This window comes from Pantoea sp. EKM101V, assembly GCF_011800325.1.
In the GTDB taxonomy this organism is placed as follows: Bacteria; Pseudomonadota; Gammaproteobacteria; order Enterobacterales; family Enterobacteriaceae; genus Pantoea; species Pantoea anthophila.
Map to the genome: position 1 here is coordinate 485,478 of NZ_JAALFP010000001.1, position 12,564 is coordinate 498,041.

Sequence of the window (12,564 nt, forward strand, 5' to 3'; positions counted from 1 at the left end):
TCAGGGGTTCAGTTAAGGCATGAAATAAAAACGTTACGACTGACTGATAACCGATCCGGCGATCAGCGGAATAACTGCATCTTCTCCACCAGCACGTTGGTCACCGCGTCATTTGCCGGCACCAGGAAATTACGCACGCTGTCATTGACCTTGCCTTTTTCAAAGGTCGATTTGCACTGTGCCACCCACTGAACGTTCATTTCCGTTCCGACGTTGACCTTTTCAATCCCGCTGCTCACCGCCAGCCGCATATCTTCGTCGCTGACGCCGGTGCCGCCGTGCAGAACCAGCGGCGTGCGGGTGGCCGCCGTAATATCGGCCAGCCGCTGATGCTGAATGTGCGCCTTGCCGGTGTAAAGCCCGTGCACGGTGCCGATGGAGATCGCCAGCATATCGACGCCGGTTTCCTCCACAAAGCGACGCGCATCCTCCACCGGCGTAAAGGCAATCGCCTCCATCTCCAGGCTTTTGCCATCCTCCGAGCCGCCAATCGCCCCCAGCTCCGCCTCGACCGAGACGTTGTGCGGTCGCGCCATATCGATCACCCGACGGGTGTTGGCAATATTCTCCTCAATCGGCAGATGAGAGCCGTCATACATGACAGAGCTGAAGCCGGCGTCGATCGCCGTCTGAATAGCCGTCAGATCCGAGCAGTGATCGAGATGCAGACACGTCGGCACGCCGGTGCTCTCTGACAGCGATTTAATGGCGTCGACCAGCAGCTTATGGCCGAGATATTTCGCCGTACCGGTGGAGATCTGGATCATTAACGGGCTGCTGGTTTTCTCTGCCGCTTTAAAATAGGCGGGGAGCATCTCCAGACAGTGCAGATTAAAAGATCCCACCGCTTTAAAGTCACGCTGTTTAGCCAGCTGAAGCAGGTCGGCGAAATTATAAAGTTTCATGGATTTTTTCCTCGTGAGGTCGGGTGGATTTGCCATTAACAAACCAGGCAAGCGCGGTAACAAAGGCAATAAACAGGGCGACGAACAGCCAGTTGTTCTGGAAAGCGTGGCCGAGTACCAGTCCGGTACTGATGACGTCGGAATCGCTGAAGGTCACGCCAGTGAAGCCGTAGCTTTCCAGCATCGGCACCAGGATGGCGGGCAGGAACGTGATAAAGAGGCCGTGAACAAAGCCGCCGATCATCGCGCCGCGCCGCCCGCCCATGGCGTTACCAAAGACCCCGGCGGTGCCCCCGGCAAAGAAGTTGGTCAGCAGACCGGGCAGGATCATCGCCAGACCCATCATCGGGAAGAGAAGCATGCCGACGATGGAGCCGAGCGTGGTAGCGAGGAAGCCGACAATTACCGCATTAGGGGCGTAAGGAAACATCACCGGACAGTCCAGCGCCGGTTTCGCATCCGGCACCACCCGCATGGCGATACCGCGGAACGCAGGCACCAGCTCGTTAAGCAGCAGGCGAACGCCGCTGTAGAGCACAAACACCCCGGCAACAAACTGAATCGACTGCATAAAGGCGTACATCAGGTAGTTCATGCCGTTGCTGTACTGTGCGATGAAGGCCGGGCCGGCGGCCAGGGCGGGGATCAGATACATCGGCACCATCACCAGCGCCATCGACAGATAGGTGTCCTGCAGAAACTTAAAGTTATCCGGCAGCTTCAGATCTTCGGTTGAGCGGGAGCCTTTGCCGACCACTCTGGCGACCGCAGCCGTGACCAGATAGCCAATGGTGCAGAAGTGACCCAGCGCGACATCATCCGACTCGGTAATGCGCCGCACCACCGGCTGCGCCAGCGCAGGCATGATGACCGCCATGATGCCGCCGAAGATGCCGCCGGTCAGGATCAGCGGCAGGCCGGTCAGTCCCGCTTTGTAACCGATGACGGCGCCGATCGTCGCCATCCAGAGCAGCGCCTGTCCCGTCAGGAAGATGTACTTAAAGGGCGTCAGGCGCGCGATGATGATGTTGACGATAAAGATCGCCAGCAGCGTCAGCGCCACTTCCGACCCCAGCTCACGGTTTGCCAGCCCGGCAATGGCGGCCACATCGGTGATATAGCCGCGCATGCCGAATCCGTGGGTAAAGATGGTATTCAGAAAGGTCAGCGTACCGACGATAATATTGATACCCGCCATCATAATTAAAAATCCGAGCAGGGTTTTAAAGGTGCCTTCCATCACCTTCCCTGCCGATTTTTTTTGCAGCAGCAGACCGATAAGGGCAATAAAGGCGATCAGAATCGATGCCTGTCCCAGCAGATCTTTGACCAGAAAATCAATCACACTATTCATGGGCGGCGACCTTCAGGTTGCGTTCTTTTAAAAAGGCCAGGATCTTCTGCTCTATTTCCGCTTTATCGGTGAGCCGGTTAAGAATAATGACCCGTTTAATCTGCTCTGGTGTGGCATCCGCATTTAATACATCGGCAAAGGCTTTTTGCGTCAGGATCATATCTGACTTAAACGCATTCGCTTCTGAAATGGTGGTGTGATCGATATCGGCCTCAATTTCCAGTTTTTTTAAAACGGCCTTTGCGCTCATCTCAATGGCAAAACTGGAGCCTAATCCACAACCACAGACACATAATATTTTCAGCATGTTCTTCTCCTCACACGATGTTGAGTTGTTTAGCGAGTTTGTAATAGTGCCCGTCAATATCGACCAGGCGTTTTTGCATGCTTATTAAATCAATCGGGATCGGTTTATTGCTGCCGTTAATAATGACCGCTTTATTCCGCATGCCTGACTGAATACAACGCACCACCTCACTGGCCATAATGGTGCCCTGATAAATCTCTTCGCAGGTGGGGTCACCATTACGCAGTCCGTAACCGAGAATGGTTTTACGGATCCGAACGCCAATCAGGGGTTCAAGCTGTTTGATTAAGGTGTCGATAGCGCCCTGAAAACCGGGCGAATATTCCCGGGTGTAACCTTCTGAACAGAGAATCACCACGCTGTTCTGCTGTTCCAGCCGCCGGGTAATGCGCTGCGCCAGCTGCGGCACCGGGATCTGGCACTCCGGGATAAGCGCAATATCCGCGTTGGCTTTAATCGCGGACTGCAGGGTCAATTCACCGCAGTAGCCGCCGAGCAGCTCCACCATAAATACCCGGCCCGGTAAGGCGCGCCCGGTATTACGCAGCTTCGCCACCTCTTTTAAGACCTGCTCGCAGGCGGTGGAAAAACCCAGGGTGTAATCACTGCCGAAAACATCGTTGTCGATGGTCATGCCGACACCAAAGCAGTTCACCCCGCTCTGTGAGAGCGTGTGAAGAAACTGCAGCGATCCGTCGCCGCCCGCCAGAATCAATACGTCAATCCGGGCGTTTTTCAGCTGGCGTGCAATCAGCTCGTACTCGCTCTGCACCAGTTTTTTTTCGGTGCGTCCCGACTGAATGACCGGAATCGCGGCGATGGAGAAGTCCAGCAGATCGCGCTGGCTGATTTCACGGTGGTTATTGGCCAGCAGGCCGGGAATGCCGCCGTCAAATATCACCATCCCGGCCTGGGTCAGACGGCCAATCTGAAAAACAAAATTATTAATCCCGGTGACATCGCCGCCACTGATGACCATTCCAATCCGCATCATCCTCTCCTCGCTGGCTGAATCTGCTGAGGGTCATTCTTCCGGTAAGCGGAGTTGCACTTTGCAGGTGAGGTCACATTTATGAGCGGTTTTTCGCTGACCGGAATATTGACAGCGGGTTATGAGGCGCATGATTTGTGATGTGAATCACGTTATTCCGACTTATTACATCTGAGACGAATCGATATAAATCATCGGGTTAGCGTTCGGGCTGGCGGGATGAGGAGAACGGCGGAAAAAGCCGTAATCAGGCGAGACAGTGACGTTGCGAATTTGTGACTTTCACCTCATTTTTCCCGGTTTCGCCGCCGGCCGGCGGATAAAAGGATGCCGATATCCCCTGCCCATCGTCATGTTAATCAGATTCAGCATCGCTGTTGCGAACAGGTAACACTCTTCTGTATAACGATTAAAGCCGACAGAAAATGCAGCAGAAGCATGATGATTTGTAAGGAGAATCGTGCGCCTTATCTTCGGCGAGGCGGACGCCTCCTCTGTCCGACGCTGCTCTCCCGCACCCCCGGCCTGACAGTCAGCCGGTTTGTCATCAACGCCTTTGATCAGGATAAGACGCATGGAAATCACTATCCGCACCCCGCTCATTTACTCCCTGCCACTCAGTCAGCACAGCGGGAGCCATGTCTGGCTGAAAATGGAATCAGCACAGCCGACCGGGTCATTTAAGCTCCGGAGTGCGGCCCACATCTGCCGCCATTACGCCGTGCAGGGCGCAAAAGCCTTTATCAGCTCCTCCGGCGGCAATGCGGGTATTGCCGTGGCCCACAGTGGACGCCGGCTGGGACTGCCGGTCACGGTGGTGGTGCCTGAAACCACCTCGGCGCGCGCCAGACAGCTTATTGAACAGGAAGGCGCCAGGCTCATCGTCCACGGCAGGGTCTGGAGTGAAGCGAATGCATATGCCCTGTCGCTGGCGACAGCGGAGAATATCTATATTCACCCCTTTGACAACCCGCTGCTGTGGGACGGCATCAGTACGCTGGTGGATGAAGTGATCGACGAAGGGCTGCGTCCGGATGCCGTCATCCTGTCGACAGGCGGTGGCAGCCTGCTCTCCGGCGTGATGCAGGGACTGGAAAAACATCAGCTCGGCCATATTCCGGTTTATGCGGTGGAAACAGAGGGAACCGCCTCCCTTAACGCCGCGCTGAAGACGGGCGAGCGGGTCACGCTGGAGAGCGTCAGTGGCATTGCCACGACGCTGGCGGCCAGTCAGGTGTGTGAAAATGCGTTTACGGTGGCGCGCCGTTCAGACGTCCGGGGAATGGTGGTGACCGATGATGAAGCCGTGAACGCCTGTCGCCGCTTTCTGGACGATCATCGTGTTCTGACAGAACCTGCCTGTGGCGTGTCGCTGTCGATGCTCTATGACGGGAAGATTAGCTTTAAGCCGGAAGAGAAGGTGCTGGTTATCGTCTGTGGCGGGGCTTCTGTCACGCTGGAGAGCCTGCAGGGCTGGCTGACAGCGTGAGAAACGTGGCGCAGCCGCACGGGCTGCGCCGCCAGCCTGTTATTTCGCGTAGGCTTCGGTAGACAGAGTCAGGGTGACCTCGTCGCTGACCGCTGGCACATATTTATCCAGTTTGAAGTCAGAACGTTTGATGGTGCCGGTGGCATCAAAACCAATCGCCTGCTTCTTCACCATCGGATGCTCGCCCTGCTTGTTCAGCGTAGCGTGCAGCGTAACCGGTTTGGTGATCCCTTTCAGGGTCAGGTTACCTTCAACATCAAATTTGTTGTCGCCTTTCGCGACCACTTTAGTGCTGTGGAAGGTGGCCGTCGGGTATTTCGCGGTATCGAAATAGTCCGCGCCTTTGAATTCTTTCGTCAGTGCTGCAACGTGGCTGTCGATTTTGCTGACCGGCAGGGTCACGTCAACGCGTGAAGCTTCCGGATGATCTTTGTCAAACACCAGCGTACCGGTGGCATCCGGGATATCCGCGGTCGGGTTGGAGAAGCCGAAGTGGTTCCAGGCAACGATAACGGACGTATGCTCAGGGTTCAGCTGGTAGTGCATCGCCTCAGCCTGGGACAGGGGAGCATACAGGGTCGCAGCGGCTAACAGGGGCAGTGCAATACGTTTGAAGTTCTTCACGGTCAATTCCTTATGCGGACAAAAGTGCACTAAGTGTGGTGCAAATTTCCCGTTTTAGACAGTGAAGAGATTTGTCGGTAATTTTCAAATAAATTCAGCAACTCTCTGCCAGGCCTGTGTCCGTTCTCCGTCTGTGAACAGCACCCGCCAGCGGCGGCGATCCTGCATCAGCGTGCGATGCAGCTGCTGCAGATCCCTGAGATCCAGCGCCTGGATCTGCGCCGCATCGGGTTCGGCCAGGCCATTCTCCTGACGCAGCCGTGCCAGCGGCTGATCGCTTTCTCTGCTGAGCAGGCGGGTTTTCAGTGCCACCAGATCGCACTCGCCCAGCGTCGGCGTCAGCGAGCGCAGGAAGTTGCGGCAGTAGCGCAGCAGGGAGAGCGCGCTGTAGTCGGGTGACTGCAGCGCAAACAGTACTCCGTCTTCGTCGGCGCAGCGCAGATAGCGGCTGCTGACCACGTAGCCCACCGGCTGTTCGACCCGATAGCGCTGGAAAAAGCGCGGCTCGTAGATCAGGGCCAGCGCCCGCAGCGCAGCCAGCTGTTCACTCTGCTGCAGCGGGATAAAGAGCAGCAGCGCATTATCGGTGCTGGCATGGGGCAGACGCGTCAGACCGGTCCGGGGCGTCATGCGCGTCGGCGGCGCGGCCGGGTTGACCGGCAGCGACAGCGCACTCAGCCGCCGGGCAATCAGGGCGTGCAGCGCCGCGTTGCCCCCTTTCAGTGCCGCCCGCCAGCTGCCGGGCGCAACGTTTACCGCCAGCTCATAGGGTAACTGCTGCAGCAGCGCACGAATGGCGATGCTCTCCACAGGCGGAGTCGGCCCGGATTCGGCAGGCGGCGTGAGAGCAGGCACAATCAGGCTGAGCGCCCTGTCGGCCACCGCCGCATCCGGCGGCAGCTGCAGCGTCAGTTGCCACACCCCCTCCACTTCCTGCCAGCGCCCATGACCGCCCTGATGGCGCAGCGCGGCAAACAGCGGACGCAGCCGTTTTTCCAGCGCCAGGCCCCTCTCCGGCGTAAAAGTTGTCCAGAATTCCGGGCGCAGGATCAGCGTAGCGTCCCCGTCGTCAGGCTGATGATGGGGTAAGTCTACCGCTGTGGCAGGCAACGGTTCAGCGGTGGCGACGCTGCTGAGCGGATAAAAGGTAAATGAGGCCGGGGATGGCTTCGTGCGGGGAAACGCATTCCGTGGGGAGAGCGGCAGGCTGAATCCCTGCGTGACCAGATTCACCGCCGCCGGTTGCGGCGAGCAGATCAGCCAGCTTTGCGGCGCGCGGCAGAGCGACGCCAGCAGCAGCGGCAACGCAGACTCTGCCTCATCCGGCGCAAAGCCGAAGGCGCGCTGGCGTAACTGATCCAGCGGCGCGAGCGCGGCAAAACGCTGCTGTGCCAGCCGCTGATAGTGCTGATGCTGCGATTCAGTGGTCTGGCGCAGCGCAGCCAGATAGTCATCGATCATGCTGTCTGTCAGCTCAGGCTGGTCGGTCTCCACCTTCAGGGCCAGCCAGTGCGCGTCATCGGCCTGATAGATCCATTGCAGATCCAGCGCCTCCGCCAGCTTCCGCTCGCGCAGCGTCGCCAGCAGTGAACCGGGCGCTTCATCGAGCAGAAACTCACGCCATAACGTGACACCGTCACTACTGTCCAGCAGCCAGCTGCGCCACAGCGCCGCGGGTGCGCCCTCCGCCAGCTGCCAGACAGCCTCACCTGTCAGTCCGGGCGGCGACAGATCCTGCTGCGCGTGACCGGACGGCAGCCCGGCGGCAAAATCCCGCGCCAGCTGCTCCAGCTCATCCAGCGTCTGCGGTCCCTGCAGCCAGAGCCGCATAGTGCCGGAAACGTAATAGCGCTGGTGGAACTGGCGCAGCGCCCGCTGCAGAGCGGGAAGATCATCGCCAAAGGTGGCGCGACTCCCTGCCTGGAAGCGACGGAATGCGGGGGGTGATGTGGCGGCGTGCAGCAATGCCGCCTCCGTGCGTGTCGGCTGATGGCGCTGTAACAGCTGATACTCTGCGTCGATCACTGCCACTTCCTGCCCGATCGCCTGATTGTCGAGCAGCGGATGGGCAATCATATCCTGCAATCGCAGCAGCCCGTCAGCCAGCAGCGATGGCGTAACTTCAAAGAAGAAGGCGCTGCGGCGGGCCTGCGTGGTGGCGTTAACTCTGCCACCCTGCGCCTGGATCCAGCTCATCAGCCGCCCCTCATCAGGCCAGCCGGTGCTGCCGGTGAAAAGCAAATGCTCAAGCAGATGCGCCAGGCCTGGCCAGCGGTCAGGCTCGTCGTGGCTGCCTGCCGCCACCTGAATCAGCGCCGCGGCCTGGCTGGCGTCGGCGTGATGCACCAGCTCAATCGTCAGGCCATTGATCGCCAGACCACGCGTCATCATCAGAGGTTCCGGGTTTTGTAGATTAGCTGTGAGTTACTGCGGTTGCGGAACTGCAGCTGACCAATCCTGATGTCGCTGCAATCCGCCTCGCGGCGGGCCTCAAGGATTTTACCGTGATGCGGTGATTTGCTGCAGACCGGGTCGGTGTTGTCGGCGTTGCCGGTCAGCATATACGCCTGGCAGCGACAGCCGCCGAAGTCTTTCTCTTTCTCGTCACAGGAGCGGCACGGCTCTGGCATCCAGTCGAAACCGCGATAGCGGTTAAAACCGAACGAGTTGTACCAGATATCGTCCAGACTCTGCGTCAGCACCGACGGAAACTCCACCGGCAGCTGGCGCGCACTGTGACACGGCAGCGCGGTGCCTTCCGGCGTGACGCTGAGGAAGATGGCACCCCAGCCGCCCATGCAGGGCTTGGGCCGCTCTTCGTAATAGTCAGGGGTCACAAACAGCAGATTGGTCAGGCTGCCGCTGTCGCTCATGCGCTCACGGTAACGGTTTACCACCGCTTCCGCCTGCGCGATCTGCTCACGGGTAGGCAGCAGGCCTTCGCGGTTCAGCTGCGCCCAGCCGTAGAACTGACAGGTCGCCAGCTCGACATCATCCGCTTCCAGCTCAATACAAAGGTCGATAATTTTATCGATCTGATCGATGTTGTGGCGATGCAGCACGAAGTTGAGCACCATCGGATAGCCGTGGGCCTTCACCGCCTTCGCCATCTCCAGCTTCTGCTGAAACGCCTTTTTCGAGCCTGCCAGCGCGGCATTCAGGGTTTCATCACTCGCCTGGAAGCTGATCTGGATATGGTCCAGACCCGCCTCGCTGAAGGCATCCAGCTTTTTCTCTGTCAGGCCGATGCCGGAAGTAATGAGGTTGGTATAGAAGCCGAGATCGCGCGCGGCCTTAATCAGCTCCGGCAGATCTTTGCGGGTCAGCGGCTCGCCGCCGGAAAAACCGAGCTGCACGCTGCCCATGGCGCGCGCCTGGCGAAACACCTCAATCCACTGCGCCGTCGTCAGCTCCTTCTCCTGCTGTGCAAAGTCGAGCGGATTCGAGCAGTAGGGACACTGTAGCGGGCAGCGATAGGTCAGCTCGGCCAGCAGCCAGAGCGGCGGATTTACGCCAGGTTTATGCGGGGTCACGGAACTGTATCCACTTCTGTTCATAGGCTGACTGCAGGAACTCTAAAACGTCTGCACCCACGCCGCCCGCTTCCGGGAAACGGCTGTCGAGCGTCGCGATAATCGCGGCGATATCCTGTTTGCCATCCACCAGCTCAAGAATGGCGGCGGCGGTTTCATTCAGTTTCGCCATCCCTTCCGGATAGAGCACGACGTGGCTCTCCTGGGCGGCTTCCCACTGCATGCGGTAGCCGCGACGAAACGCGGCAATCGAGTTCTCATTCATCGGTTATACCAGTCGGGTGGTGTGCCACGCCGCCTTGTCAGTGACGGTGTGATAAGGCGGACGTTTCAGCTCGTAAGCCATGGTCATCGCATCCAGCATGCTCCATAAAATATCGAGCTTAAACTGCAAAATTTCCAGCATGCGGTTCTGGCTCTCTGCGGTGGTGAAAAAGTCCAGCGCCAGCGCCAGGCCATGTTCCACATCGCGGTTCGCCTGACCCAGGCGGCTGCGGAAGTAGAAGTAGCCCTCTTCTTTAATCCATGGATAGTGCTGCGGCCAGCTGTCGAGCCGCGACTGATGGATCTGCGGCGCGAACAGCTCGGTCAGTGAACTGCACGCGGCCTCCTGCCAGTTGGCGCGGCGGGCAAAGTTGATATAGGCATCCACCGCAAAACGCACGCCGGGCAGCACGTGTTGCTCCGACAGCAGTTCCTCACGCGTCAGACCGACGGCCTCGCCCAGCCGCAGCCAGGCTTCGATGCCGCCCTCTTCGCCATTACTGCCGTCATGGTCAAGGATGCGCTGCACCCATTTGCGCCGGGTAGCCGGATCGGGACAGTTCGCCATGATCGCCGCATCTTTCAGCGGAATGGTGGTCTGGTAATAGAAGCGGTTGGCCACCCAGCCCTGAATCTGCTCGCGGGTCGCCTGACCGTTGTGCATCGCAATGTGATAAGGGTGATAAATGTGGTAGTACGCACCCTTGTCGCGCAGAGCCTGTTCAAAAGCCTGTGGCGACAGCGTTTCGGTGATCTGCATGATTTAGCCCTGAAGGTGGATCGCCATTCCGTCCCAGCTCACCTCGATGCCCTGCTCTGTCAGAAACTGACGCTGGGGTGACTGCTCGTTAAGGATCGGATTGGTGTTGTTAATGTGGATCAGAATTTTGCGTTTTGCCGGCAGCGACGCCAGCAGCGCCATCAGCCCCTGCTCTTCTGCCAGTGCCAGATGGCCCATCGCCCTGCCGGTGTTGTGGCCTACGCCGGTGGCGAGCAGCTCATCATCCTGCCAGACGGTGCCGTCAATCAGCAGGCAGTCTGCCTTGTGCAGCCACGGCAGAATGACGTCATCAGGCTCTCCCAGACCGGGTGCATAGAGCAGCGTCTGGCCGCTGGCGCGGTTTTCGATAAACAGCGCCACGTTGTGACCCGGCAGCGGCCGATCGCGATAGGGCGAGTATGGCGGCGCGTTGCTGATGATCGGAATCGCGGTAAACACCAGATCGCGACAGACATCAACGCTGAACGGCGTCAGTGGCGCAATGGGCCGGTGCTGTAAGCCGCCGTTCCAGTGGCTGAGCATCGGAAAAATGGGGAAGCCGGTGCTGAGGTCGGCATGCACCTCAGGGGTGCACCATACCTGATGCGGACAGCCTTCACGCAGGCTGAGCAGCCCGGTGGTGTGATCGATCTGACTGTCGGTCAGGATAATGGCACCTATCGCGGTGCCGCGCAGTACCCCTTTGCGGGTCAGCTCGGGCGTATGCAGGATCTGTTGACTGATATCGGGAGAGGCATTGCACAGCACCCAGTCCTCGCCGTTATCGCTGAGGATAATCGACGACTGTGTACGCATGCTGGCCTGAATCGTGCCGTTTCGCACGCCGTGGCAGTTGGCGCAGTTGCAGTTCCACTGCGGAAACCCGCCACCCGCGGCCGAACCGAGGATTTTGATAAACATAGAGGAAAACCAGAAGTTGAAAAAATGCCCGCTCAGAAGGCGGGCATAACGATTAACGGTTGGAGATGTAGAGAGTCACTTCCAGACCGAGACGCAGATCAACGAAGGTTGGTTTTTTCCACATAATTTATATCCTCTTTATTAACAGTAATTTAGCTGCCTGGAATCAGCGTGACAGTGATTAAATGAGAGCACTGTCACAATTTCCAGGCAGATGGTGCGCCAATGGCGCGTCGGGATCAAGTCCGGACGTAAGGAAATTGTTATCACAGCCCGGTCAGATGTAAAACCCGCTGCCAGTTTCCCCATGCCAGCTTCTCTGTCAGTGTCTGATCATAGCCCGCTTCCCGGAAAGCCGCGAGCAGACGCGGCATCCCGCTGACATCCCCCAGCGCATCCGGCGGGGTGATGCCGTCGAAATCGGAGCCAAAGGCCACATGGTCGCTGCCCATTATCCTCAACAGATGATCACAATGCTTAACAATTTCTGTTAATGGCGTGTCGGCATCGCGTTTACCGTCCGCCCGCAGAAACGCGTTGCCGAAGTTGATGCCGACCAGCCCCCCGCTGTCGCGGATCGCCATCAGCTGCGCATCCGTGAGATTGCGCGGCTGCGGGCAGAGGGCGTGCGCGTTAGAGTGGCTGGCGACCAGCGGCACAGCGGCGATCCGGGCAGTGTCCTGGAAGGCCTTTTCATTCATGTGAGAGACGTCGATCATCATATTGAGTGCGCTGGCCTGCTGGATCAGCCGTTCACCGGCCGGGGTCAGCCCCGGCCCGGTATCGGGCGAGCCGGGGAAGCTGCCGCTGACGCCCTGACCAAAGCGGTTAGGCAGATTCCAGAACGGCCCGATGCTGCGCACCCCCGCCTGCCAGAAAGCGTGCAGCTGTTCGCCCTCTTCATCCAGCGCATCGGCCCCTTCGATATGCGCCATCATCGCCAGCACACCCGCCGCCCGGCACTCTGCAATCTCCTCCACGCTGCGGCAGAGACGCGCCCGCCCCCCTGATTCATCGGCCAGTTGCTGCAGGATCTGCAACTGCTGCCACATGATCTCAAGCGGTTGCCAGGGTTCACCGGCACGGGCTGGCACGGTGCGGGCAATGTACTCCTGTGGCGGCACAAAAATCGCAAACAGCCCGCCGCCAAAGCCGCCCTGCTGAATGCGCGGGAAATCGAGGTGGCCCCGTTCAATACCCTGATAAAACGCCTGCGCAGGCGCATCCCGATGATGCAGCCAGAGGTTAAGCAGCAGGTCGTTGTGACCGTCAAAAATCAGCATAAGTGTTCACCCGGAGAAACAGGCGATCATGCTAACCCCGCCCGGCAGATTCATCAAACCGGAGCGCACGCAGGGTGTTGTCACTTTTGCGCATCAGGTTGTCAGCATTGCGCGCGCGGCGGAGAGGCGCTGG

At 58.8% G+C, this 12,564-nt stretch carries 14 protein-coding genes; 1 reads left to right on the plus strand and 13 read right to left on the minus strand.

Annotated features, from left to right (window positions below; genetic code table 11):
- Positions 1 to 62: 62 nt before the first annotated feature.
- The 5 genes from HFD92_RS02395 to HFD92_RS02415 all read right to left on the minus strand — a co-directional run bounded on the left by HFD92_RS02395 (position 63) and on the right by HFD92_RS02415 (position 4,133).
- Complete coding sequence (locus HFD92_RS02395) at positions 63 to 905, minus strand: class II fructose-bisphosphate aldolase (protein ID WP_009090250.1); 843 nt, start codon at positions 903 to 905, stop codon at positions 63 to 65.
- Positions 892 to 2,259, minus strand: coding sequence for a PTS sugar transporter subunit IIC (locus HFD92_RS02400; protein WP_009090252.1), 1,368 nt, complete (start codon positions 2,257 to 2,259; stop codon positions 892 to 894). The genes HFD92_RS02395 and HFD92_RS02400 overlap by 14 nt, the downstream gene beginning before the upstream one ends.
- Positions 2,252 to 2,566, minus strand: coding sequence for a PTS sugar transporter subunit IIB (locus tag HFD92_RS02405; protein WP_009090254.1), 315 nt, complete (start codon positions 2,564 to 2,566; stop codon positions 2,252 to 2,254). Before HFD92_RS02405 ends, HFD92_RS02400 begins: the two co-directional genes overlap by 8 nt.
- 10 nt (positions 2,567 to 2,576) lie before the next feature.
- Complete coding sequence (locus HFD92_RS02410) at positions 2,577 to 3,557, minus strand: 6-phosphofructokinase (protein WP_111208439.1); 981 nt, start codon at positions 3,555 to 3,557, stop codon at positions 2,577 to 2,579.
- 282 nt (positions 3,558 to 3,839) lie between these two features.
- Entirely contained in the window at positions 3,840 to 4,133 is a 294-nt protein-coding gene (locus HFD92_RS02415) for a hypothetical protein (RefSeq protein WP_111208440.1), read from the minus strand.
- On the opposite strand from HFD92_RS02415, the gene HFD92_RS02420 reads away from it, so the two are divergent.
- Positions 4,132 to 5,046, plus strand: a complete 915-nt coding sequence (locus tag HFD92_RS02420) for a pyridoxal-phosphate dependent enzyme (RefSeq protein ID WP_111208441.1) — start codon at positions 4,132 to 4,134, stop codon at positions 5,044 to 5,046. The two genes, HFD92_RS02415 and HFD92_RS02420, sit on opposite strands and share 2 nt — an antisense overlap.
- 39 nt (positions 5,047 to 5,085) lie before the next feature.
- Here the strand turns inward: HFD92_RS02420 and HFD92_RS02425 are convergent, their stop codons facing one another.
- From HFD92_RS02425 to HFD92_RS02460, 8 genes are all read right to left on the minus strand, one after another.
- Positions 5,086 to 5,670, minus strand: coding sequence for a YceI family protein (locus HFD92_RS02425; RefSeq protein ID WP_046101799.1), 585 nt, complete (start codon positions 5,668 to 5,670; stop codon positions 5,086 to 5,088).
- Between the two features lie 84 nt (positions 5,671 to 5,754).
- Complete coding sequence (gene pqqF, locus HFD92_RS02430; RefSeq protein ID WP_167428220.1) at positions 5,755 to 8,061, minus strand: pyrroloquinoline quinone biosynthesis protein PqqF; 2,307 nt, start codon at positions 8,059 to 8,061, stop codon at positions 5,755 to 5,757.
- On the minus strand, positions 8,061 to 9,227 hold the full coding sequence (pqqE, locus tag HFD92_RS02435) for a pyrroloquinoline quinone biosynthesis protein PqqE (protein ID WP_167428221.1): 1,167 nt from the start codon (positions 9,225 to 9,227) through the stop codon (positions 8,061 to 8,063). The genes pqqF and pqqE overlap by 1 nt, the downstream gene beginning before the upstream one ends.
- Positions 9,190 to 9,468 carry a pyrroloquinoline quinone biosynthesis peptide chaperone PqqD gene (gene pqqD / locus HFD92_RS02440; RefSeq protein ID WP_046101796.1) on the minus strand — a complete coding sequence of 93 codons (279 nt, stop codon included), beginning with the start codon at positions 9,466 to 9,468 and terminating at the stop codon, positions 9,190 to 9,192. Before pqqD ends, pqqE begins: the two co-directional genes overlap by 38 nt.
- Positions 9,469 to 9,471: 3 nt before the next feature.
- Positions 9,472 to 10,227 (minus strand): pyrroloquinoline-quinone synthase PqqC, encoded by a 756-nt coding sequence (gene pqqC / locus HFD92_RS02445; protein WP_009090267.1) that lies wholly within the window; start codon positions 10,225 to 10,227, stop codon positions 9,472 to 9,474.
- Positions 10,228 to 10,230: 3 nt separating this feature from the next.
- Positions 10,231 to 11,148: a pyrroloquinoline quinone biosynthesis protein PqqB gene (gene pqqB, locus HFD92_RS02450; RefSeq protein ID WP_140925317.1), complete on the minus strand. Its 918-nt coding sequence runs from the start codon at positions 11,146 to 11,148 to the stop codon at positions 10,231 to 10,233.
- Positions 11,149 to 11,200: 52 nt separating this feature from the next.
- Positions 11,201 to 11,272, minus strand: coding sequence for a pyrroloquinoline quinone precursor peptide PqqA (gene pqqA / locus HFD92_RS02455; protein WP_009090272.1), 72 nt, complete (start codon positions 11,270 to 11,272; stop codon positions 11,201 to 11,203).
- 142 nt (positions 11,273 to 11,414) lie between these two features.
- A complete protein-coding gene (locus HFD92_RS02460) occupies positions 11,415 to 12,431 on the minus strand; it encodes a dipeptidase (protein WP_167428222.1) in 1,017 nt (338 codons plus the stop codon).
- Between the last annotated feature and the right edge of the window lie 133 nt (positions 12,432 to 12,564).